At 36.4% G+C, this 25389-nt stretch carries 21 protein-coding genes; 5 read left to right on the top strand and 16 right to left on the bottom strand.

The genetic code is table 11. The features are described 5' to 3' along the window. Window positions 1-24 precede the first annotated feature (24 nt). Window positions 25-1413: a 23S rRNA (uracil(1939)-C(5))-methyltransferase RlmD gene (gene rlmD, locus FS935_RS19815; RefSeq protein ID WP_146950378.1), complete on the bottom strand. Its 1389-nt coding sequence runs from the start codon at window positions 1411-1413 to the stop codon at window positions 25-27. 435 nt (window positions 1414-1848) lie between these two features. Next, complete coding sequence (locus FS935_RS19810; protein ID WP_146950377.1) at window positions 1849-2760, bottom strand: diacylglycerol kinase; 912 nt, start codon at window positions 2758-2760, stop codon at window positions 1849-1851. 309 nt (window positions 2761-3069) lie between these two features. Between FS935_RS19810 and FS935_RS19805 the strand changes: the two genes are divergently transcribed. The 4 genes from FS935_RS19805 to FS935_RS19785 all read left to right on the top strand — a co-directional run bounded on the left by FS935_RS19805 (window position 3070) and on the right by FS935_RS19785 (window position 7015). Further along, window positions 3070-3828 (top strand): AAA family ATPase, encoded by a 759-nt coding sequence (locus FS935_RS19805; protein ID WP_146950376.1) that lies wholly within the window; start codon window positions 3070-3072, stop codon window positions 3826-3828. 299 nt (window positions 3829-4127) lie between these two features. Further along, window positions 4128-4781, top strand: a complete 654-nt coding sequence (locus FS935_RS19795) for a hypothetical protein (protein WP_146950374.1) — start codon at window positions 4128-4130, stop codon at window positions 4779-4781. Between the two features lie 147 nt (window positions 4782-4928). Next, on the top strand, window positions 4929-5486 hold the full coding sequence (locus FS935_RS19790; protein ID WP_146950373.1) for a tyrosine-type recombinase/integrase: 558 nt from the start codon (window positions 4929-4931) through the stop codon (window positions 5484-5486). 17 nt (window positions 5487-5503) lie between these two features. Then, entirely contained in the window at window positions 5504-7015 is a 1512-nt protein-coding gene (locus FS935_RS19785; protein ID WP_146950372.1) for a potassium/proton antiporter, read from the top strand. Between the two features lie 83 nt (window positions 7016-7098). Here the strand turns inward: FS935_RS19785 and FS935_RS19780 are convergent, their stop codons facing one another. The 6 genes from FS935_RS19780 to putP all read right to left on the bottom strand — a co-directional run bounded on the left by FS935_RS19780 (window position 7099) and on the right by putP (window position 13347). Continuing rightward, entirely contained in the window at window positions 7099-7581 is a 483-nt protein-coding gene (locus FS935_RS19780; protein ID WP_146950371.1) for a hypothetical protein, read from the bottom strand. 259 nt (window positions 7582-7840) lie between these two features. Beyond that, the gene (gatB, locus tag FS935_RS19775; RefSeq protein WP_146950370.1) at window positions 7841-9271 is read right to left on the bottom strand and encodes an Asp-tRNA(Asn)/Glu-tRNA(Gln) amidotransferase subunit GatB; all 1431 of its coding nucleotides are present in this window, start codon (window positions 9269-9271) and stop codon (window positions 7841-7843) included. Between the two features lie 15 nt (window positions 9272-9286). Beyond that, window positions 9287-10744, bottom strand: coding sequence for an Asp-tRNA(Asn)/Glu-tRNA(Gln) amidotransferase subunit GatA (gatA, locus tag FS935_RS19770; protein ID WP_146950369.1), 1458 nt, complete (start codon window positions 10742-10744; stop codon window positions 9287-9289). 13 nt (window positions 10745-10757) lie between these two features. Further along, entirely contained in the window at window positions 10758-11048 is a 291-nt protein-coding gene (gene gatC, locus FS935_RS19765) for an Asp-tRNA(Asn)/Glu-tRNA(Gln) amidotransferase subunit GatC (RefSeq protein WP_146950368.1), read from the bottom strand. 339 nt (window positions 11049-11387) lie between these two features. Next, the gene (locus tag FS935_RS19760) at window positions 11388-11765 is read right to left on the bottom strand and encodes an Hsp20/alpha crystallin family protein (protein WP_158638664.1); all 378 of its coding nucleotides are present in this window, start codon (window positions 11763-11765) and stop codon (window positions 11388-11390) included. Between the two features lie 118 nt (window positions 11766-11883). Then, window positions 11884-13347: a sodium/proline symporter PutP gene (putP, locus tag FS935_RS19755; RefSeq protein ID WP_146950366.1), complete on the bottom strand. Its 1464-nt coding sequence runs from the start codon at window positions 13345-13347 to the stop codon at window positions 11884-11886. Between the two features lie 556 nt (window positions 13348-13903). On the opposite strand from putP, the gene FS935_RS19750 reads away from it, so the two are divergent. Beyond that, the gene (locus FS935_RS19750) at window positions 13904-14341 is read left to right on the top strand and encodes a hypothetical protein (protein WP_146950365.1); all 438 of its coding nucleotides are present in this window, start codon (window positions 13904-13906) and stop codon (window positions 14339-14341) included. An 88-nt stretch (window positions 14342-14429) separates the two neighbouring features. On the opposite strand, the gene pruA is transcribed toward FS935_RS19750, so the two are convergent. From pruA to FS935_RS19710, 8 genes are all read right to left on the bottom strand, one after another. After that, window positions 14430-15977 carry an L-glutamate gamma-semialdehyde dehydrogenase gene (gene pruA, locus FS935_RS19745; protein ID WP_146950364.1) on the bottom strand — a complete coding sequence of 516 codons (1548 nt, stop codon included), beginning with the start codon at window positions 15975-15977 and terminating at the stop codon, window positions 14430-14432. A gap of 313 nt (window positions 15978-16290) precedes the next feature. Further along, on the bottom strand, window positions 16291-17484 hold the full coding sequence (locus tag FS935_RS19740; RefSeq protein ID WP_146950363.1) for a CamS family sex pheromone protein: 1194 nt from the start codon (window positions 17482-17484) through the stop codon (window positions 16291-16293). Window positions 17485-17499: 15 nt separating this feature from the next. Further along, on the bottom strand, window positions 17500-19506 hold the full coding sequence (ligA, locus tag FS935_RS19735; RefSeq protein WP_146950362.1) for an NAD-dependent DNA ligase LigA: 2007 nt from the start codon (window positions 19504-19506) through the stop codon (window positions 17500-17502). A 99-nt stretch (window positions 19507-19605) separates the two neighbouring features. Continuing rightward, the gene (gene pcrA, locus FS935_RS19730) at window positions 19606-21843 is read right to left on the bottom strand and encodes a DNA helicase PcrA (RefSeq protein ID WP_146950412.1); all 2238 of its coding nucleotides are present in this window, start codon (window positions 21841-21843) and stop codon (window positions 19606-19608) included. Window positions 21844-21928: 85 nt separating this feature from the next. Further along, on the bottom strand, window positions 21929-22612 hold the full coding sequence (gene pcrB / locus FS935_RS19725; RefSeq protein WP_146950361.1) for a heptaprenylglyceryl phosphate synthase: 684 nt from the start codon (window positions 22610-22612) through the stop codon (window positions 21929-21931). A gap of 498 nt (window positions 22613-23110) precedes the next feature. Next, a complete protein-coding gene (locus tag FS935_RS19720) occupies window positions 23111-23470 on the bottom strand; it encodes a DUF3888 domain-containing protein (protein ID WP_146950360.1) in 360 nt (119 codons plus the stop codon). 560 nt (window positions 23471-24030) lie between these two features. Continuing rightward, entirely contained in the window at window positions 24031-24342 is a 312-nt protein-coding gene (locus FS935_RS19715; RefSeq protein ID WP_146950359.1) for a YerC/YecD family TrpR-related protein, read from the bottom strand. Window positions 24343-24355: 13 nt separating this feature from the next. Then, window positions 24356-25366, bottom strand: coding sequence for a DUF3048 domain-containing protein (locus tag FS935_RS19710; RefSeq protein ID WP_146950411.1), 1011 nt, complete (start codon window positions 25364-25366; stop codon window positions 24356-24358). Window positions 25367-25389: the final 23 nt, after the last annotated feature.

The following is a 25389-nucleotide window of genomic DNA, read 5'->3' as shown; positions in this document are numbered from 1 at the left end:
AAGAATGGGCAACAACCACAAGGGTTAGTTGCCTTCTTTTAAAATGAGTTGCGCTACACACTCCACATGCGTCGTATGCGGAAACATATCAACTGGCTGAACCTCAACCGTCTCATATCCACCCTGCTCCAGCAACTGCAAATCTCTCGCCAATGTCCCTGGATTACATGAAACATAAACAACACGCTTTGGCTTCATATCCAAAATCGTCTTTAGCAGTGCCTCATCACAGCCCTTGCGCGGCGGATCAACAACAATCACATCTGCCGTATTGCCTTGCTTGTACCATTCAGGAATAACAACCTCTGCTTCACCAACAGCAAACTCAGCGTTCTCAATTCCATTAAGCTCTGCATTTCGTTTCGCATCCTCAATTGCTTCTGGAACAATTTCAACACCAAATACCTTTTTTGCTTTTTGAGCAAGAAATAGTGAGATCGTTCCAATTCCACAATAGGCGTCAATTACTGATTCTTCACCTGTAAGCTTTGCATATTCTAGTGCTTTGTCATAAAGCACATTTGTTTGCTCAGGGTTAACTTGGTAGAAGGAACGTGCTGAAATGGCGAATTTGATATCACCGATTTTGTCATAAATATATTCTTCGCCCCATAGCACCTTTGTATCGTCACCGAAAATGACATTTGTTCGTTTATTGTTTATGTTTTGAACAACTGATTTAATCTGCGGAAATTGCTCTGTTATTTTTGACAGAATTTCATTTTTGTGTGGAAAGTCAGCTGTTTTAGTAACGAATACAACCATTAATTCTTTTGTCACGAGTCCATAACGAACCATAATGTGACGAAGCCAGCCTTTGTGCTTTTCTTCGTTATAAGCACGTATTCCATATTCTTCACATATTGTTTTAACGTATTGAACGATTTCGTCATTTTCAGCTTGCTGAATAAGACAACGCTCCATATCAATGATGTCATGACTTCGCTTTTGATAGAAGCCTGCAACAAGTCCACCTTCACGTTCACCAACAGGCACCTGTGCTTTATTTCTGTAATTCCAAGGATCCTTCATTCCTAGTGTTTGATGAACCTTTACCTTTGTTAAATCTAGCTTTCCGATACGAGCTAGAACCTGCTCTACTTGTTTTCGTTTAAAATCAAGCTGTCCCTCATAGCTCACATGCTGTAATTGACAGCCCCCACATTGTGAGTAAATCGGACAAGGAGCTTCAATACGATTTTTACTTTCTTCATAGATCTCAATCAATTTACCAAATGCAAAACCTTTCTTGATACCGATAACTTTGATTTTCGCTTTTTCATCAGGCAATGCATTCTCTACAAAAATTGGAAAGCCTTCTATTTTAGCAACTCCAGCACCTTCATGTGTTAGGTCCTCAAAAGTCACATCATAATATTCATTCTTCATTACTGGTGCTTGTATTTTTGGCATCATGTTCTTCCTTTTCTACCTTACTTCTTTCATCTATATTACCATACTCATTCTCTATAAAAAAATCTTCGAGTAAGGTCTATTTGCCCTATTAAATATAAGTCTTTTCAAATCTTCCTCATGTGTAAATTCGAACAATACTACTTATCGATAAATCACCTTGATATATTCAATAAGAAAGACTACTTTATATTTTAGCTTTTTAAGACTAGGTATCATACCAAGGGTTGATTGTGCGGAAGGTGCGAGACTCCTGCGGGCGCAGCGGGACAGGTGAGATCCCACAGGCGCTATGCGCCGAGGAAGCTCACCGCCCGCCCCGCGGAAAGCGAGCATCCTGGAGCACAATCAACCCTTCCCTATACCAAAGCTACAATAGTTTATTTGTTTCAATGAACTATAAAAAAACTTGGCAATATCACTAAGCCAAGTTTCCTACTCTTCCATTTGTCTCGCCTTATCAGATGACACAACAATATCAATATGCTGATACATATTAACAAATTCACCCGGAAGCATACCGCCATATTCACCATCTAAATTAAGCTGCATTTTATCCTTATTCGAAACCTTAACTCTATTGGCCTTCGTATAAATCACATGCTCATCATTAATATGCTCGCCTCTTAGTGCTAAACTCGCCACTCGAATGAATTCCGCTAGATTAGCTTTTTTCAAAATTAACAAATCAAACATCCCATCATTTAGCTTCGAATCAGGTGCAAGCTTCTCAAAGCCACCAACTGAATTTGTAAGCGAAACGAGGAATAACATGATTTCTCCTTGAAAAAGCTTGCCATCATATTCAATCTCTACCTCGGCAGGTCGAATCGAAGGAAGCATTTCCATACCTTTTAAATAATAAGCAAGTTGTCCAACAACTGTTTTTAGCTTACTTGGCACTTCATACGTTAATTCTGTTAAGCGACCTCCACCGGCAATATTAATGAAATAATGATCATTCACTTTACCGATATCTATTTTCTTCGTTTCTCCATTTAAAATCACTTCAACAGCTTGAAGAACATTATTTAATGGTATGCCTATCGCTCTGGCAAAATCATTTGTTGTTCCAACTGGAATAACAGCGATCTGTGGTCGATAATCTAAATTAGCGATCCCGTTAATTACTTCATTTATCGTACCATCTCCACCAGCTGCAACAATCAAATCAAAGTTACGTTCAGCAGCGATCTTTGCTGCTTCTATTGCATCTCCTTCACATGTTGTCGCATGGCAAGACGTTTCGTAGCCTGCTTGCTCGAATTTTTGTAAAACCTCTGGTAGGTGTTTCTTAAAAAGCTCCCGACCTGAAGTTGGATTATAAATGATTCTCGCTCTTTTCATTCCCCATCATCCTATTATCTAAGAATGTATTTCTAACACTGAACAAGCAATAATTATACCTCTATGTAAAAATATCGCAAGTATCTCTATCTTACTTTGTCCTATTTTACAAACAATGAAACATTTATTTTCCCTTGGCTATATGTAAAATTTACAATTTGTAGAAATCTTTTTGAATTGATCAATTCATTTCTTTTTATTCCCAATTAATATTATCATCATGTTTTAAAATAAATGTAAAGCTTTAAACTCAAATAGTTAAACTTTTTGTTAAAATAAAACTAGTCACTTTTAAGCGGAGGATTGTAAATGGACAGAGAATATAATACCCAATACATTAGAAGCATTTATTTAAAAAGAGATGAAGTTCCATCATATCAAACATATCCATTTCATTTACCAAGTATAAAGTCTCTTACAGAATTGGCTTTACATCCTAATGTAACATTTATTATCGGTGAAAATGGGATGGGAAAATCCACATTGTTAGAAGCAATCGCATTATCTATTGGCTTTAATCCAGAAGGTGGTTCTCTCAACTTTAACTTTTCTACCTATGACTCCCACTCAACCCTTGAAAATTACCTTAAAATCGTCAGAGGTATCGCTAGACCTAAAGATGGTTTCTTCCTCCGTGCGGAGAGCTTTTATAATGTTGCCTCAAGTATTGAAGCAATGGATAGTGAGCCTGGTCAAGGACCACGTGTGATCGATTCATTTGGTGGAGTCTCTCTTCATGAACAATCACATGGTGAAGCCTTCTTCGCCACCTTTAACAATCGATTTCGTGGAAACGGCATATATATTTTAGATGAACCAGAAGCAGCACTTTCTCCACTAAGACAATTGTCCATGTTAACAAGAATTCAAGATCTAGTGAAGGAAAAATCTCAATTTATTATCGCTACACACTCACCAATTATTATGGCCTTCCCTTCTGCAAAAATCATCGAATTAACAGAAACAGGTCTTCGTGAAACAAAGCTCGAAGACACTAATCACTATACAATTATGAAGCAATTTTTTGATGACAAAGATCGGATGCTTCATCATTTGCTAAGAGAATGAAAAGGTAGATAGCACGATGACTTTAAAATAGATTGACAAAGTATCTTCTCAATTCAATAATAAATAATAACCAATTTTTAACATTAAGGATGATAAAACTGAGAAAAACGTTTAAATACTCAACAATATTCATATGGGCAGTAGCATTTCTTTATTACCTTGATATCTTTATGCCAAAAAACATTTGGTACCTTGTTTTAGGATTTCTAGGTCTATTTTTTAGTTACCTACTAATTAACAAGATTTTCGATAGTATACCTTATAAACAAAAAGGATAACTTTTTTAAGGAGATATCAAAATGATAAGAAATAAAGCCGCCCTCATTGCTTCAGCTGTGATTTTCAGTGTATGTATGTGTTTATACTTCCCGTTTCCTAACAACCAAACATTAGATGCACGTGAAACAGTCATGTCCTTCCCAATCAGAAATCAGGATGGCTATCTGCCCCTTGGTATAATTGGGTCACTATTATTTTTAATCGCCTTGATTTTACTCGTTATAGGTATGAAGAAATATCATTTCCGAACGATAGTATTAGTTATGATTGTTTACTCAATTTTACCTAATTTCCTCATATCGATTTACCAAGAAACTTTTGCAAGTGGTATTTCAGCTGTTTCATATGATGGCAATGGGACATGCAATTTTGATTCTGTAAAAGATGACGTATTAAATGGGGAATGTAAACTTGTCCTACATAACCGTAGTAATGAAGCGATATCCTTTGAATTAGAATTTTTAGATTCCTATCATTTTGAAGATGATCTGCGAATGGAATCTCTAATGAATATAAATGGACCGCATATGATTACGATTGAAGCCAATCATAAAGAGACACTTCAAATGAAGGAATACCTCGAATTATATGATGTTCCCAATCATATCCATAGTGGAACATCATATTATATCAATATCAAACTTATTGATGGGAAGTCTTCCCGCATTTTATAAGCCTCTATTAGCTCTATGATCATTACATAAAACAACAAACAGAAGCTCAGAGCCATGAACTCTGGGTTTTTTAATTGAAGCAAATTCCTTTGATGTAACATAACCCTATTGTATAATCATAATATGTAACATAAGGGAGTTTTCATAATGAAAAACGTTGAAGCAATAAAAAGTGAAGAACAACTAGCTTCTATGCAAGCTTATTTAAAAGCTCGTTCTCATCGTGATTATTGTTTACTTTTGTTAGGCATTAATACAGGAATAAGAATTTATGATCTTTTGCACCTTCGTGTGGATGAGTTTTTAAACGAAGATCATGAAATCAATGAATTTTTATATTATTCAACTTATAAAAGCCCTCCTATTTATCTTAATGAAAGAGTACGTGACGCAGTTGTTGCTTGTATATCACATCGATCTCTTCAGCCAGAAGATTATTTATTTAAATCAAAAAAGACTTCAGAGCCGATTACACGACAGCAGGCCTACCGAATTATTAATGATTCAGCAAAACAAGCAGGTCTTACTGAAGCAATCGGTACACATACATTAAGAAAAACATTTGGTTATCACGCATATAAAAAGGGTATCGCTATTTCATTGATACAAAAGCGACTTCAGCAATCATCTCCCTCCGAAACAAAACAATACATTGGGATCATGAACGATTCTTCTATTGAAATCAGACTTGATGTAAATTTATAAAAAGTGAGTTGTTGTAAATGTTTGAAGAAATCATTCACACAGACACATTTGTATTATTAACAAGTATCCTCTTAATTGCCGGTGTTGTAACAACCAAGTTTTCTGCTAGACTCGGTGTTCCAGCACTTGTTCTCTTTATCGTGATCGGAATGGTCATGGGAAGTGATGGATTAGGATTTATTCATTTTAATAATGCAAGCACCGCACAAATGATTGGTGTGTTTGCTCTTGTGATCATTTTGTTTGAGGGTGGTTTGCAGACGAAGTGGAAAACATTACGTCCTGTGATTTTACCTTCACTTTCTTTAGCAACATTTGGAGTTCTGTTAACCTCTGGAATCGTTGCTAGTGCTGCTTGGTTTATTTTAGATTTAGGCTTGCTTGAATCGTTATTATTTGGTGCAATCGTAGGATCAACAGATGCCGCTGCCGTATTTGCGGTGTTAAAAGACCAAAACATAAATGAACGAATTGGCACAACATTAGAAGCAGAATCTGGCTCAAATGACCCGATGGCTGTGTTTCTAACCGTTGCTATGATCGAGCTCATCACAATGCCTGATACGAGTATCATTTCGTTAATTGGCACATTTATTTTACAAATGGGATTAGGTGTGATTATTGGTTTTCTTGCCGGAAAGTTAGTCGTAAAAGCATTAAACCGTATCAATCTGGATTCGAGTGGTCTTTACCCAATTTTTGCAATTGCCTTTGCTCTACTCACTTATGGAGTAACCGCATTTATGAATGGTAGTGGATTACTTGCTGTTTACATTTTAGCGATCGTGATTGGTAATTCAGAAATTGCCTACAGACATTCTATTTTCCGTTTTTCCGAAGGTTTTGCATGGATGATGCAGATTTCAATGTTTGTGATACTAGGACTACTCGTTTTCCCTTCTGATCTATTTACATGGGATGTTATTTTAAAAGGATTATTACTTTCATTTATTCTTATTTTCGTCGCGAGACCAATCGCGGTATTTGCTTCAACAATCAATTTGAAATATACAAACAAAGAGCTTATTTTTCTATCATGGGCAGGGTTAAAAGGTGCAGTACCAATCGTTCTTGCCACATTCCCATTATTAGCAGGCATAGAAGGTAGCCAATTAATCTTCAACGTTGTGTTCTTCGTTGTTTTAACAAGCTGTCTTATCCAAGGTGCAACAATCACCAACCTTGCTGAAAAGCTAGGCTTAACAGGTCCTAAAAAAACAACACCGATGCATTCACTCGAACTTGTGTCATTAGGAAAAGTGAACACAGAAATGATCGAATACGAAATCGAAGAAGACTCCGTGATCGCCGGCCAAACATTGCTCGATATCGAGTTTCCTGAAGGGGCAATCGTAAATGCGGTCATTCGTTATGACCAGCTCATCACCCCAACAGGTAATACGAAAATTAAACCTGGTGATTTCCTCTATATTCTGACGTCGAAGAAAAGTAAGCAGTCGTTGAAGAAGCTTCTTGAGGAAAAGAAGGAGCAGGAAGTTGAGGGAGTTGAGGAAAACAAAAGAATCTGATTAATTGATAAGAGCTTGGAGTAGTCCGAGCTCTTTTTATTTCGAGTTTAGAAAATAGCAATGTACTTAAAATTCACCTTCTATTACTGTCCAATAACATCCTCAGCTCCCCAAACCGCCAGTTGATCTCCCGGACATGCAACCACTAACCAAGTCTCCTCACCTGATTCCTTCATAATATCAACCTGCCAGCTTTCATATTTATGATGATGCCCCCATATAAAAAGGACTTCACCAGATTCAAACGTAAAAAAAAGATGTGGACTTTCATCATGTAATGAAACCTCGGTAATTTTTTTCAATCGTAACTCACAAAGTACCTTGGCTGAGTCAACCCAATCTAGCTTCGGCAATTCATTAAGATGAGGAATATCTTTCGGCATTGTTTGATAAAGGCAAAATTCACTCTCAATATTCAGATACACCTGACCGTTTATTCTCTCGGAATTTGTTTCTGTTTCTGAAAGGAGTAATTTCAGTCCGTAAAAATTAAGACCTTCAATTGTTGCTCCTTTACATAGGAAATTTAGTACATTTAAAGCAGCTTTTTTGTCTTCTGTATTCATTTTGTCCTCCTAATGCTCATACTTAGGCGTGTATTCTATTCCTAGCTGTAGTCTTGATTCTATTTATTTGCTCTTTTCACCTTTTTATTTGCTGATTTGATCCATATATTTGCTGCTTCCCCCTTTTTATTTGCTACTCCAGCTCTTTTATTTGCTGTTTTCCGGAATATATTAGTTTTTCGACAAAAAACGAAACACACACATCAGGATCCCACCAAACCAAAAAGGATGAAATCACTAAGATTTCATCCCCTCTAACTTATCTTTTTTGAATTTCTTCCATCAACAGCTTATTCACCAATGGTGGGTTGGCTTGTCCTTTTGTTGCTTTCATAATTTGGCCAACAAGGAAGCCGATTGCTTTTTGTTTACCATTTTTGAAATCATCAACAGATTGAGGATTTGCGTCAAGTGCGTCGTTTACAAATTTACGTAGAGTTTCATCATCAGAAATTTGGACTAATCCTTTTTCTTTGACGATTTTCTCAGCGTCTCCACCGTTTTCAATTAGCTCTTTGAAAACCTGCTTAGCAATTTTAGACGAAATTGTGCCATTTTCGATTAGCTTGATCATGCCTGCTAATCCTTCTGCTGTTAGAGCAACATCTTTAAGCTCTTTTCCTTCAGCATTTAAATACGCTGACACTTCACCCATGATCCAGTTTGATGCTTGCTTAGCTTCAGCACCTGCTGCTAAAGTTTGCTCAAAGAAATCAGACATTTCTTTTGTCATTGTTAATACCTGTGCGTCATATTCTGGTAAACCAAGGTCGCTCATATAACGCTTGCGGCGTGCATCTGGAAGCTCAGGAATTGAAGCACGGATACGCTCTTTCCACTCGTCATCAATGTATAGCTCAAGAAGATCTGGTTCTGGGAAATAACGATAATCGTCAGAGCCTTCTTTTACACGCATTAAAATTGTCTTTTTCGTAGCTTCATCATAACGACGTGTTTCTTGATCAATCACTCCACCAGAGCGAAGCACCTTTTCTTGACGCTTTTCTTCATACTCAAGGCCTTTTTGTACAAATGCAAATGAGTTTAGATTTTTAAGCTCTGTTTTTGTTCCGAACTCTTCTTGTCCTACTGGACGTAATGAAATATTCGCATCACAACGTAGTGAGCCTTCTTCCATTTTACAATCCGAAACCTCTGTGTATTGAATGATCGCCTTTAATTTTTCTAAATAAGCATATGCTTCTTCAGGTGTGCGAATATCTGGCTCAGATACAATTTCCACAAGTGGAGTACCTTGACGGTTTAAGTCAACTAATGAATAGCCATCACCAGAGTGAACAAGCTTACCTGCATCTTCTTCCATATGAATGCGGGTAATTCCGATACGCTTTGTTTCACCGTTTACTTCAATATCAATCCAGCCATTTTCTCCGATTGGTTTGTCAAACTGAGAAATTTGATATGCTTTTGGATTATCTGGATAAAAGTAATTTTTACGATCGAACTTTGTTTCTGTTGCAACTTCACAATTCAGAGCCATACAAGCCTTCATTGCAAAATCAACAACCTTTTTATTTAAAACAGGCAATACACCAGGATAACCTAGCTCAACAACTGTTGTGTTTGTGTTAGGCTCAGCACCGAAGTGGTTTGGTGCACTTGAAAATATTTTAGATTCTGTTTTTAACTCAACATGGACCTCAAGTCCGATGACCGTTTCATATTCCATTGTTTTTCACCCCTTTTAAAGTTCAGGTTTTGCTTTATGATGATCTGTTGCTTGCTCAAATGCATGTGCAACGCGGTAGATTGTGCTTTCATCAAAATGCTTTCCGATAATTTGTAAGCCTAGTGGTAATCCGTTTGATAAACCACATGGTACTGAAATTCCTGGTACACCCGCCAAGTTTACTGGAATGGTTAAAATATCGTTTGCATACATTGTTAATGGATCTTTTACATTTTCACCAATCTTAAATGCAGGTGTTGGTGTTGTAGGTCCGATGATGACATCATATTTTTCAAACACATCTTCGAAATCCTTTTTAATTAAAGTACGTACTTTTTGTGCTTTTTTATAGTAAGCATCATAATAACCAGAGCTTAAAGCAAATGTTCCAAGCATAATACGACGCTTCACTTCGTTACCAAAGCCTTCTGCACGGCTTTGCTTGTACAAATCTATTAAGTTTTCAGCATTATCTGAGCGATGTCCATAACGAACACCATCAAAGCGAGAAAGGTTTGCTGAAGCTTCTGATGAAGAAAGTAAATAGTAGGTAGCTAGAGCATATTTCGAGTGTGGTAATGAAACCTCTTCCCATGTTGCACCAAGTCCTTCTAACACTTTTAACGAATTCAATACAGATTGCTTCACTTCTTCTTGAACACCTTCACCTAAATATTCTTTAGGTACAGCAATTTTTAAGCCCTTCACATCACCTGTTAATGAAGAAAGAAAATCAGGTACATCAACATTTGCAGAAGTGGAATCCATTTCATCCACACCTGAAATCGCTTGAAGAAGAAAGGCATTATCTTCTACATTACGTGTGATTGGTCCAATTTGATCTAAAGAAGATGCAAACGCTACTAAACCAAAGCGTGATACACGACCATATGTAGGCTTTAATCCAACAACTCCACAAAATGATGCAGGCTGACGAATTGAACCACCAGTATCAGATCCTAAAGAAAATAGGACTTCTCCTGCTGCAACAGCTGCTGCTGACCCACCACTAGATCCACCAGGAACAGTTTCAAGATTCCAAGGATTTTTCGTAGGCTTAAAACCTGAGTTTTCATTAGAAGAACCCATCGCAAACTCGTCCATATTTAATTTACCAATTGTTACGGTCTCAGCACTTTTCAGATGTTTTACAACAGTTGCATCATAAATAGGATCAAAGTTTTCTAGAATTTTACTTGCACAAGTTGTACGTAGATTTTTCGTTACAATATTATCCTTCACACCGATTGGCATTCCAAATAAAAGTCCGAATTCACTACGACTATCTAGTGCCTCATCTAATTCTTTCGCATATGTACGTGCATTTTCTTCATTTAATGTTAAAAATGCTCCAACCTTGTCATCAACCTCTTGAATACGTTTATAAGAAGTATCAACTAAATCAGTAACTGTAATTTCTTTTTTATGTAAAAGTTCTTTTAATTCAGATATTTTACGATCAAAAAGCTCCATGCTTGTCCCTCCCTTATTCTAAAATTGATGGTACGCGAATATAACCATCAGCATGATCTGGCGCGTTTTTCACAACCTCTTCATTATCTAATCCCTTTTTCGGAATATCTTCTCGCATGATGTTCTTCATATCTAAAACATGAGATGTTGGTTTCACATTTTCTGTATCCACTTCATTTAACTGTTCAGCAAATGTAATGATCGCATCTAATTGTTGTGTTAAAAGCACTGCTTCATCATCAGTAATTGCTAAACGAGCCAAATTTGCCACGTGTTTTACTTGATCTGTTGAAATTCTAGACATTTCCTCTCACCTCCAAAAAATCGTACAATCACAATACTCTGATGATACCAAAATAGTGCATAGTTAATCAACAATTCGTATAAAAAGCCTGCATTTAATGAGGAGCTGGGTTGAAATTAAATTGTGGATTTCGACTTATTTGCTAATTTGTAATGTTTATTTGTTGTTGGGACTTATATATTTGCTGCTTCTCATACTATATTTGCCCTTTTTAGCGTTATATTTGCTCAATCCCGCAATATATTAGTTTTTCGACACAATCCGACCAACACCCATCACCACATTAGTTTCACGCTCACCGCTAGCTCAGCTAGCGGCAGAGCACTACACTTCCTATCTCTACTCAATCTCAATCTTCGTCGGCTTCTTCTTATCTAATGTAATCTCAAGTAATCCATGACGATAAACAGCCTTCATATTTCGCTTAATCACATAATCAGGCAAATGAACCTCACGCACACCGCCTATTTTCCGTGTTTGATCTGCCCTTTCTTTCACTTTAATAACTAATTCATCACCGCGAATTTCCACATCAATGCTTTCTTTCGCTACACCTGGTAGTTCCGCTAGAACTTTAAATTTAGAATCAGTTTCTACAATCTCAACCCCAAAACTAGCATAATCAGGCTTTCTAAAAGCGCCATCTATCGTATCTAAAAGCGTACGCTTAGGTCGCTTTTGAAAAAAATCATTCATCATTTTCATTGGATCCGACATCCCACATATCCTCCTCATATCCTTACTTCCTATATAATATGAAGAAAGTGGGATTTTGCCTCAAAAAAAGAAGGGGTCTGACCCCATAAAGGTGTCTGACCCCTCCTATTATTTAAGATTATGCTTTGGCTTGCTCGAACTCTTCTTCGATTTCTTTTGATGGAGCTTCTGTTACTAAGCTCACAACCATTACTGCAATCCATGCGAAGATAAATCCTGGTACGATTTCATAAAGGCTGAATCCAATAGCCCCTGAAGTCGTTAATTGCTTCCATACTACTACTGTAACTGCTCCTACGATCATTCCTGCCAGAGCTCCCCAACGATTCATACGTTTCCAGAAAAGAGAGAGAATGATTACAGGACCAAATGCAGCGCCGAATCCTGCCCACGCATAACTTACTAAATCTAATACTGAGCTATCTGGATTTGAAGCTAGTAAAATCGCAATTAATGCAATCGCCGCAACTGAAATACGACCAACCCATACTAGTTCTTTCTCAGAAGCATCTTTCTTTAAAATAGCTTTATAGAAATCCTCTGCTACAGCACTTGATGAAACTAATAGCTGAGAATCAATTGTACTCATGATTGCAGCTAAAATTGCCGCTAATAGAATACCAGAAACCCAAGGGTCAAATAATACTTGTGTGAAGAGAATAAATACTTGCTCTCCATCTGCAATTGGATTATCTGCGAAGTATGAAATACCTGCAAATCCTGTGAAGATTGCTCCGAATAAAGCAAATACCATCCAGATTGTACCGATCATACGTGCTTTAGGTACATCTTTAACAGAACGTAATGCCATAAAACGAGTTAAGATATGTGGTTGACCAAAGTAACCTAATCCCCATGCAAGTAAAGAAATAATCGCTAATGCTGACATTCCTGAAAATGCATCAAGATAAATTGGGTCAATTTCACCTACTTGATTAACTGTTTCACTCCAACCACCAATTTTATTAACTGCTACGATTGGAACAATGATCAATGCTAAGAACATTAGAATTCCTTGAATAAAATCAGTCCAACTAACTGCTAAGAAACCACCAAGGAATGTGTACGAAATGATAACAATTGCACCAATCCAAAGTGCTTGTGTATAAGATAGGCCAAATGAAGCTTCAAATAATTTCGCTCCCCCAACCATACCTGATGACGTGTAGAACGTAAAGAATAGTAAAATAACTAAAGCTGAGATAACACGTAAAAGCTTTGATCCATCTTTAAATCGATTTTCAAAGAAATCCGGGATTGTAATAGAGTCATTAGCAACCTCCGTATAGCTACGTAAACGTCTTGCAACAAATTGCCAGTTAAGATAAGCACCGACAGCTAAACCTACTGCAATCCAAATTTGATTCATACCACCAGATGCGTATACTGCACCAGGTAAACCTAATAATAACCAACTACTCATATCTGATGCACCAGCACTTAGTGCGGCAACACCAGGACCTAATCTTCTTCCACCTAATACATAGTCTGAAAGATTACTAGTCATTTTGTAGGCAGCGACACCGATACCTAACATACCCACTAAATAAATTATAAACGTAATTAATACACCTGTTTCCACTAATTAGTCACTCCTCTCCGTAAAGTTTGTAATAATTGAAATTACAACTAACACTAACATTGGTACAAATAACCAAAACCAAGTTGCTCCTGTAAGTGCGTAATCCATTGAGTAGTCACCTCCTAAAATTGCTGTCAACAAATCTCTATGCAAGCTTATGCAATTTAATGATGGATGATAAAAAATAGATTAGTAGTACCACATTGGCATAACCCTTAATAATCGTAACACAATTTGACAAGCACAACAAATCAAAGGCTTGTTAAAAAAATGCAAATTGCATAAATATACACAAAAACGAATTATTTAGGCATAATAGCCTATTTTAAGTTATATCTATTCATAAAAATTAATAAAATTAAATTTACAAAATCTATAAAAACCCATTATTTTTTTGCAGATTCATGTCAGATCCACCTTAAAAAAATTAAAAATTTTGCACCATAATTTTCTTAAAATAATCTCAATATAAGATGGGGATTTTTTGAAATTATAGAAGAAAATATGATTACATGATAAAATTTGTACAAGATTAATAAAATCAGGAGTGGATATGATGAAGAAATTTTTAATCAGCTTTGGTGCTATATTAATTTTAATTGGAGCAGGCGGTATCGTTAATCATATATCAATGACCTTTAAAGCTGTTCAAGAAGAGCAAGAAATGTACGGCGGATCTTTTGAATTTATGATGCTCCAGCTTATCGGCTCAATGGGCCCTTACATAACACTTATAATAGGTGGAGGTATCATTATTGCTCTTTCCGCCTTTTTACACGAATATCAAAAGCGTAATGAGCTAAATTCACAGCTCATACAGGTATTATCTGAGCAGTTAAGTACAAAAGAGATCATTGAAAAAAGCACACCTCAGTCTAAGCCAGATAACCTTAAACTGAACTCTGATACTACTACTACTACTACTACTACTACTACTTCTGACCTTGATGAAACTGAACAAAAAAAGGACGAGCGTTTGTATTGGAATGGGTGAACTAAAAGTGCAAAGAATTAGTACATTCCAAGAAAAAATCCTTAGTACTCCCATTACATGGTGCACTAAGGATTTTTTTAGTTAAACTTTAAAGCATTTCAGATGTTGTTTTTGCTTGCATATGAAGCAATAAATAATCTGGTCCGCCTGCTTTAGAGTCAGTTCCAGACATATTAAAGCCACCAAACGGCTGATACCCAACAATTGCTCCTGTGCAGCCACGGTTAAAATAAAGATTTCCTACATGGAAGTCTTCTCTTGCTTTCTCAATATGAGCTCGGTTGTTTGTTAGCACTGCACCTGTTAAGCCATAATCTGTGTTGTTGGCTATCTTTAGCGCATGATCAAAGTCCTTTGCTTTGCAAAAAGCCACAACAGGACCAAAAATTTCTTCCTTCATTAACCGTGCATTTTCATCCACATCAGCAAAAATAGTGGGTTCAATGAAAAAACCTTGTGAATTATCACCATGACCTCCTGCAACTAATTCTCCTTCTTTTTTCCCTATTTCAATATAACTCATGATTTTATCAAAAGCTGCTTGATCAATAACAGGTCCCATATAAACAGATGGAGATATCGTTTCACCTAATGATAAATTTTTCGTTAATTGAACAGCACGATCTAACACCTGATCATACACATCTTCTAATATAACTGCTCTCGAACAAGCCGAGCATTTTTGGCCAGAAAAACCAAACGCTGACGCAACAATTGATTGAGCAGCTAATTCTATATCAGCAGATGAATCAACAACAACCGTATCTTTTCCACCCATCTCTGCAATAACACGCTTTAACCAGATTTGACCTTCATGTACTTTCGCTGCTCTTTCATAAATTCTCACTCCTACATCGCGAGAGCCTGTAAAGCTTATAAAGCGTGTTCGTGGGTGGTCAACTAAATAATCCCCAACCTCCGCACCACTTCCTGGTACATAATTAACAACACCAGCGGGAAGACCCGCTTCCTCTAGTACTTCAATAAATTTAGCTGCAACTACTGGTGTTGTACTAGCTGGCTTTAAAAGAACTGTATTGCCAGAAACCACTGCTGCAGCTGTCATACCAGCCATGATCGCAAACGCAAAATTCCAAGGCGATATAATCACACCGACGCCTAACGGTATGTAATTAAACCGGTTATACTCAATAGGGCGACTTTCAATTTTCACTCCGTTCTTCAGTGATAGCATTTGGCGCCCGTAATATTCCATAAAATCAATTGCCTCAGCTGTATCCGCATCAGCCTCATTCCATGGCTTTCCAGCTTCTTTTACTAAAAGCGCTGAAAATTCATGTTTACGTCGACGAACAATAGCAGACGCACGAAATAATATATCAGCTCTCATCTCAGGCTTTGATTTTCTCCACACTTCAAAGGTTTCATCAGCAATGTTCATTGCTTTTTCAGCATGCTCTTGTGTTGCCTTAGAAACTGTACCTATTACTTCTTGTTTGTTTGCTGGATTCACCGATACAATTTTATCCTTTGTTGAAATCCGCTCGCCACCGATCACTAAATCATAATTCTTATTTAAATAAGATTGGACCACCATTAATCCTTTCTCAAATTCCAATTTGTTTTCTTCAACTTTAAAATCAGTAAACGGTTCATGTTTGTAAGGTACAACCATTTCCTTCGCCTCCCCGTAGATAGTGAGAAAAACCTCTTCGATTCCTTCTCAGTCAATCATCTTTTACCTTTAAACAAAACGAGAGCACACACAAAAAGCCTACATATCAATCCACAAATGACAAAAAGCTTTTTGGTTTGGCTATTTATCATTCTTGGTTCATTCGTATGCTTATTGTTATTTAGAAATGATTAACTTTTAGAAACAATGGAAATCTATTAGCGCAAGTGTTTGGTTGTGCTTTATCTTTAATGTAATAAAAAAAGGATGACTCAAAGTTGATACATACTTTAAGTCATCCTTTTTAGTTATTCTATTTATAAATATGAACAGTCGGCTCTTCTTGATTTGGTTCTTTTAGAATAAGCGCTTCTTGGTTATCTGTTGACATCACGTTCACTTCTAAATCAATATAATCTGGAAAGTACTCCATTACCTTGCCTGTTACGAACTGAGTGAAGGCAATAACCTCAGCTTTACTGTAAAATTGCATTGGGATTTCAATATCTAAATGACTTAGCTCACCATTTTTATAAAAGGCTTTACCGATCACACCTGTGTAATTCGGGAAAAATTCCTCTATATCTGATTTAAATCGATTAAACATTTGGGCGTCATCTCGATAAGCACTTGTTGCGTCATTTGAAGGAAAAAAGAAATATTCTTCATCAACATCAACCCATTTACCAAGATCTCTACTACCTTCTTTTACAACTGCCTTTGCAACAAAATTCCCTGGAACGATCGATGATTTCTTTTCTTGTTCAAAAATAGCGATCGTAATCGGAACTTTCTCTAAACCTTGCGTGCTTCTCACACGGTTAATCACTTCCTGAGCTATCTCCTTACCTTTAGATAAAAGCTCTGCGCGATCAATGTTATACTCACGTGCATACCCATCTTCCTGTTTATAATAATGAACAGAATTCATTGCTAGACCAATAACAACACCACCTAATTCTGCTGTTTCATCTTTACGAATTAAGTAATTGTGTTCTAACATATGAGCTAAATAAATTGGATTTTCAGAATTAAGCTCTTCTAAGCCAGCGCCATTAGCAGGCTCCGGTAATGCGGGATTTAACCCAAGCTCTTTGTATTCTTTTCCAGCCTTTTTTGCCTCTGCTTGAGCAATTTTTAGAGCTTCACCCGTTTTCTTACGGCTCACCCAGCTTCTGATCACATCACTCTTAATATATTGACCTTCTTGATACACATAATTATCTGGTGAAAATGTATCTTGAGCGACTCTCATTAATCCTGTTTCAAATTCATCAATATCTAACCTTGTATTCAATTGCTTTGACACAAGTCCTCTAGCTTCCCCAGGCTTAAAAGGCAAAATCATCTTATAGTACGAATCAGAAATATTGTACTTTGGGATAATCGCTTTTTCCTTTGACTCATCTTCTGTTTCCTGCACGATTTCTTCTTGCTCTCCAAAATTAGGTGCACAAGCTGATAATAACAGAATACTAGCGAGCACCATAAATGATATTTTCTTCAAGTGATTACACACCTCTTATCTATTTAGTTCCTCAACAAGCTTAGATTCATCCCATACTTCTATATTTAGCTCTTCGGCTTTTTTCAACTTACTTCCAGCAGCTTCCCCTGCGACAACTAAATCTGTGCTTTTACTCACACTTCCAGTTACCTTACCACCAAAAGCCTCTATTCTTTCTTTTGCTTCATTTCTTGAAAGCTGCTCTAATTTCCCTGTTAACACAACCGTTTTACCAGCAAAATAAGAGTCACTATCTTCAACTTTAACTAGTTTTGGACCTTTATAATTCGTATTAACACCTAGTGACTGAAGCTCAGAAATAAGCTCTTGAACATCTGGATTAGCAAAATATGTATGGACACTATCAGCCATTTTATCGCCAATTTCATTAATCGCAATAAGCTCTTCTACTGATGCTTGCTGAAGCTTTTCAATCGTCTCAAAATTTTGTGCTAATGTTTTCGCTGCTTTTGCACCAACATGACGAATACCTAACCCAAACAACATTCTCTCAAGTGAATTGTCCTTAGATTGCTCAATGGCTTTTAATAAATTATCTGTGGATTTTTCACCCATTCGTTCAAGCTGCATTAGCTGATCTTTTGTTAAACGATATAAATCTGCAACATCCTTAATTAATCCTTCTTGAAATAACTGAATCACAACACGTTCACCAAGACCATCAATATTCATTGCATTTCTTGAAACAAAGTGAATCAAACCTTCTGTGATTTGTGCTGGACATTGTGGATTAATGCAGCGAAGAGCTACCTCGCCTTCAATTCGAACAAGCTCACTTTCACAAGCAGGACAATGTGTTGGCATTGTAAAGGCTTCTTCTTCACCTGTTCGTTGCTCAACAAGTACATTTACTACCTCTGGGATAATATCACCTGCTTTTTTTACAACAACCGTATCACCAATTTTAATGTCTTTTTCCTTAATCAAATCTTCATTATGAAGTGAAGCACGCTGAACTGTTGTTCCAGCCACTCGAACAGGCTCTAAAATCGCAGTCGGAGTAATAACCCCTGTTCGACCTACACTCAATTCGATATTGAGTAGCTTTGTTGTCACTTCTTCTGCAGGAAACTTATAAGCTATTGCCCAACGCGGACTTTTTGCTGTAAATCCAAGCTCATCCTGCTGTGCTAGTGAATCTACCTTAATCACTATACCATCTATATCATAAGACAGCTTGGATCTTTTTTCTAAAAATCCCTCGATAAAAGAAATCACTTCTTCAATAGAAGCAAATTTTCTTCGTTCAGGATTTGTCTTAAAGCCTTCTTTTTCAAGTAAATCTAATGCTTCACTATGTCGTTCAATACCTGTACCACCAAGATCAGCAATACTATAAACAAAAATATCTAAATTTCTCTTAGCTGCAATCTTTGGATCAAGCTGTCTAATTGAACCTGCTGCAGCATTACGTGGATTAGCAAATGGCTCTTCTTCAAGCTTTTCACGTTGTTCATTTAGCTTTTCAAATGACTTCTTCGGCATAAATACTTCACCACGAACTTCAAATGAAAGCTCATTTTTTAGTCTTAATGGAATTGAACGAACGGTTTTCAAATTCTCCGTTATGTCTTCACCAGTGGTGCCATCTCCACGTGTTGCACCTTGAACAAATAAGCCATTTTCATATCGTAACGATACAGCTAATCCATCAATTTTTAATTCAACAACATATTGAACATCCTCACCTACAGCTTGGATAACACGTCTATCAAAATCACGTAGATCTTGTTCATTGAATGCATTTCCCAGACTTAACATCGGTGTTTTATGAACAACCTTATTAAAAGCATCCAGTATTACGCCACCAACCCTTTGAGTTGGAGAATCAGCCGTTTTTAATTCTGGAAAATTAGTTTCAACTAAGATTAGCTCCTGCATAAGACGATCATATTCAGTATCAGGTACACTTGGCTTATCTAGTACATGATATTCATAGTTGTATGTATTTAAGAGCGCATGAAGTTCTTCTGCTCTTTTTGTTGCTGATTGTTTATCCATTCAGATGTCCAACCCTTTCTACTGAGCTTAATTTTACTTAAACGTAGGTTCAATATAACCACCATTCTTATATACGAATGATGGTTATATTAGGTTCTATTAAACTTTAGAAATTGGAGCAAATTTTGCAAGTAGTCTCTTTATACCAACTGGACTTGGAAAGGCAATATCTAGCTCCTTTCCTTCTCCAGCTCCTTTAACACTTACAACTGTTCCTGTACCCCATTTTTTGTGTGCCGCTTTATCGCCAACTGCCCAACCAATTTCATCTCCACCTGTTGAAGCCGCAATTGGTCTTGATACAGGCGGACGTTTTTCAGTAGTTCGTGATGAACTGAAAGGAGAAGAGGTAGACTGCCTAGATTGCTTAGCAGCAGCTTTTACTTTTTCATTTAAGTTCTCAATTAACTCACTAGGAATTTCAGAAATAAAGCGAGACTCTGGATTCATGCTTGTCCGACCAAATAAAGTACGCATTTGTGCATTTGTAATAAACAGATCTTTTTCAGCTCTAGTTATTCCAACATATGCAAGACGGCGTTCCTCCTCCATCTCGTCCTCTTCCATTAACGAACGACTATGAGGGAAAACACCTTCCTCAAGTCCTATTAAGAAGACAACAGGAAACTCCAGCCCTTTAGCAGAGTGGAGAGTCATTAATACAACAGAATCCTTTTGCTCTTGATCATCTTCCTCTAGCTTGTCTATATCTGCTACAAGTGCTAAGTCAGTTAAAAAGGCAATAAGACTTTTGTCATCATTTGTTTTCTCAAACGACTGTGTTACAGACAGAAACTCATCAATATTCTCTAGTCTACTTTGAGCTTCAAGTGTTTTTTCCTGCTTAAGCATTTCACGATAGCCTGATTTTTCAATAATCTCTTCTGCAAGCTCTGTTACTGATAAATAGTCCTGCATATTTACTAAGTTACTAATCATTTCTCTAAATTCAATAATGGCATTTGTTACTCTTGCACTTACACCAATTTGCTCGATTTCATATAATGCACTGAAAAGAGATAAATCATTATTAACAGCATAGTTCGCAATTTTATCAAAAGAAGTGGAACCAACTCCACGTTTTGGTACATTGATTACTCTTGTTAAACTAATGTCATCATCTGGATTTGATATTAATCTTAAATAAGCAAGCAAGTCCTTAATCTCTTTACGATCATAGAACTTAATACCGCCGACAATTGTATAATTCAAATTAGATTTAAGAAGAACTTCCTCTATAATACGAGATTGTGCATTTGTACGATAAAGAATCGCAATTTCGGAAAGCTTCTTTTCACCTGAATCAATAAGCTGCTTGATTTTACCTGCAACAAATTGACCTTCAGCTGATTCACTGTCAGCTCGATAATAAGTAATTTTTGCACCCTGCTGATTTTCAGTCCAAAGCTTCTTCGGCTTACGATTTGAATTATTTTTTATTACTTCATTTGCTGCTTGTAAAATTAACTTCGTTGATCGATAGTTTTGTTCAAGTAAAATCACGCTTGCATTCGGATAATCCTTCTCAAACGAAAGAATATTGGCAATATCAGCTCCACGCCAGCGATAAATTGACTGATCTGAATCACCAACAACACATAGATTCTTAAAGCGTGCAGCCATAAGCTTTACAAGCATATATTGTGCTCTATTTGTATCTTGATACTCATCAACATGAATATACTGAAATTTTCGTTGATAAGATTCAAGTACTTCAGGCACGCGTTGGAATAACTGGATTGTCGTCATAATAAGATCATCAAAATCTAGTGATTGATTTTTACGAAGCTTTTTTTGATATTCTCTGTAAATATCACTTATCATTTGCTCATGATGACTACTAGCTGTTTTATCATATTCTTCAGGTGTAATCAGTTCATTTTTTGCACTACTAATAGCACCTAGCATACTTCTAGGATCATACTTTTTGGGATCTAAATTCTTTTCCTTTAATACTGTTTTTATTACAGACAATTGATCTGTCGTATCTAGGATCGAAAAGTTACGATTTATCCCCATTCTATCAATATCTCGACGTAATATTCGCACACACATAGAGTGAAATGTTGAGATCCATATATCATCTGAACCAGGTCCAAGGATTCCTTGAATTCTTTCTTTCATCTCTCTTGCCGCTTTATTTGTAAAAGTAATCGCAAGGATATTCCAAGGAGCTACTTGTTTTTCTATCATTAAATAAGCAATTCGATGTGTCAAAACACGTGTTTTCCCACTACCGGCACCTGCCATTAATAATAATGGGCCGTCGGTTGTTTTTACTGCCTTTTGTTGCATGTCATTCAAACCTGAAAGTAATTGATTTGATAGGAATTGCAACTTCTCCACCACCTTAATCAAACGTATGTTCTATAATTGATTTTACCCTTTTTCTAATCTATGTTCAATGTTTTACCATAAAATTCTATTTTACAGCTGAAACAGTTTGTAACGCAGCTTTCAAATCGGTGTAAATTACGTTTCCTACCACCACTACATCAGCATGCTCTGCAAAGCTTTTTGCTTCATCAGCAGATGATATTCCTCCACCATAAAATAGCTTTGTATTAGATAGTACCTTCTTTGTTTCTTTCACAACTTCTAAATCTCCTAATTTCCCACTGTATTCTAAATAGAAGATTGGTAAGTGAAACATGTTTTCTGCGACACGGGCATATGCTTTAACGTCTTCTATTGATAGATCTGTTGCGGCTTCTGTTAGTTTTGCAGCTTTACAGTCAGGATTTAATATACAATAGCCTTCAACTACAATTTCATCCCAGTTCATAATTTCACCATATTCTTTAACTGCTTCTTGGTGTAAATTGATTAGCCATTTTGTGCTGTTACTATTCATGACAGATGGGATAAAGTATAAATCAAAGCCTGGAAGAATAGATTCTACAGTTGAAACTTCTAAAACACAAGGTATTAAATACCGTCTGATTCTAGCCATTAAGTTTAACACATTATCTTCTGTAATATTGTCACTTCCACCAACAAGAATAGCATCTGTGCCAGATTCACATACTTTTTCTAGGTCTTCATCACTGATTTCTTTATCGGGATCGAGTTTAAAGACATGCTTCCACTCGTTAATATCATACATTGCTGGACTCCTCCATTCAAAAACATCCAATTTTTATTATAGCAAATTACTAGTAGGCACAAAAACTTAAATAGAGATGTATTAAATGGATAATTTGCTAAGTTTGTTCATTTTAGTAGAACGTAAAGTTTTATGAGCAAACAATCTATTACTTTACAACCAAAAGCAGGCTTACTTTTTTTAGCTCGCTTAAATTTGCCTGTTGATTTCCGTTGCAGGTGTTCGCTTTCCGCGGGCGGTCCGGGAGCCTCCTCAGTGCTTTGCACTTGCGGGGTCTCCCTCTGACTCGCAATCCCGCAGGAGTCTCACACCTTCCACTACAATCAACATAGTGCTGATATAGAGTATTAAGCATTCAATATATAAAATTATTCACAACTTTTTACAATGTACAGAGGTTAATAAGATACAAGTTCAACGACACACATATGTTTAACCAAGAAAAAAGAATTACTATTACTTTCTTAATTTTTAATAGTAACAACTTGGTATTAATAACTATTTATATTTTTGATGTTTATAACTCGTAACATTTATACCTGAAGGTACAATTTCTAGAGTTAATGTATCCTCTCCAATATAGTTGTGTGCTTTCTCAAAGGGGAATATTTTTATAGCTACTGTAAAACTAAAGGACCTCCCAACCTGCATTCTTTGGATACTAATTATTTCTATATCGTAAAGAGCATATTGAGTAAGTCCTCCATAATGTTCAACTACAGCATTGTCTATATGTGGGGATAGTGTGGTAAGAAATGCATCGGGAAGTATGAACTCATCATTTTCCGCTTTCAAATTAGTTGGTGAAAGTAATATTAAGCTTATTACCATTAAAGAAATAACAAGACACTTTTTCATTTGTTATCCACCTTGTCTTTTTCTTTCTAATATCTCAACTACTAATAACAGATATGCAACTGACTTTTAATTTGAGCTGTTCTTCACAGGTTGAGCTTGTAAGTACACACATAGTGGAGCAATAAGCAAATTAAGCTTATTTGTTGCTACATAACAATTTAATAATCACACGACTTGTGTAGTATATTTCCCTAATATAACAATAACTAATAAATGAAAGTTGTTTTTTCAAAGATTATATCCTTGTAAAGTACACTATAGTGGAATGCAGCGGAAGACACTTGACTCCTGCGGGTGCAGAGGAAAGGTCGAGACCCCGCAGGCGCAGCCGAGGAGGCTTGACTTCCTCCCCGCGGAAAGCAAGTGTCTGCAGCGAAATGCAACGGATTTATTTCTATCTAATAACAACTTATTAAGTTTGCTAAACACTTTAAATGTTTCACAACCCCTGTACCAATCCAATAATTGTTTTTTAAAATTTTTATTAACAATAAAAAAGAAGCATTATCAACCTAATGCTCCTTGCTCCCTCTATATAAACTCAAACCAACATGAGCTTTCTATTCTTCTTTAACTTCCTTTTCCCCATGAACACGCTCTAACGCCATTGTATAAGCATCATTACCATAATTCAAACAACGCTTCACTCGAGAAATTGTTGCTGTGCTAGCACCTGTTTCTGTTTCAATTTTATGATACGTATTTCCGTCACGTAGCATTCTAGCAACCTCAAGTCTTTGAGCTAAAGATTGAATCTCATTAACTGTACAAAGATCATCAAAAAAACGATAGCATTCCTCTAAATCTTTTAAAGATAAAACAGATTGAAAAAGCTGATCTAGTTCTTTGCCACGTAGCTTTTCTATTTGCATATTCATTCTCCTTTTAATTTTGCGATTGTGATATAAATGATTTCGTTAAATCAGGGACAATATTGATCCACGTTCTACCTGGAGCTAGTTTCACAACTTCTCCGTCTTTAACAGGAACGATTCGTCCATCGTGGTTTTCCCATTGTATTTCCTGTTTTGTTCCATTTTGAAGGAGAATTGCATTTCCTCCAGAAGTTAAATTAAGTCCTCTTCTACCATAATCATCTATAATTCTGTGTTCCATCTCAACAACGAACACATTTGCTAATGTAACAGGTTCTCCACTTTCCAAATCGATTGATTGTTCATCACCACTATAACGGGTATAGACTTGTTCAGCTTGATTATACTCGTAAGTTGCTTGCCATGTAGCGGAGTTGTCATATTTTATGACAAACTTGTTCAGAGCTTCTCCTTGTACATTTTCCACATCTTCTTTTGAAAGAAACTCAAAAGGCTCAACTTCTGCAGTTACTTCATAACCTAATTTATCTGCACCCTTTAAGATGTTTTCTTTTGAAATATATGAATTATGTGGTGCTTTACGGTGATCTGCTCTCCAAAACAGAGTGCCATCATAAAACAAACCATTTATATAGTCCGCTTCTCCAGCTTCAAGCATCTCTTTTGCATCTGGGCTCCATCCATGACTAACATATAGAGAATTAAATCCTTTACTTAAATCAATATAATAATCTCTTGCACTTCTAACAGGTCCTATAATATCTGGTATTTCACTTTGAAATACAGCTAAAAATCTCGTTATATTACCCTCAGCAAGAACTTCATACACAACATCAGCTTTATATAAACCTGATTGTGGTCTTGCGCTAGGATGATTATTAATCATTACCGCTACAGGACGCTGAGTCAGCTCTTGTTCATCTGCTTCTAATCCTGTTAGAGGAAATGAAACGCTTTCTTCAACTTCAACTGCTACCGGTTCTTCCTTCACTTGAATCGGTTCTTTTTCTTTAGTGGAGGTTTTTTCCTCATCATTACTACATGCACTCACTATGAGCATAGAAAGAATAATAAAAGATAATT

The sequence above is a fragment of the Metabacillus litoralis genome (assembly GCF_007994985.1).
Lineage (GTDB): Bacteria > Bacillota > Bacilli > Bacillales > Bacillaceae > Metabacillus > Metabacillus litoralis.
This window is presented reverse-complemented; position numbering and strand designations above follow the sequence as displayed.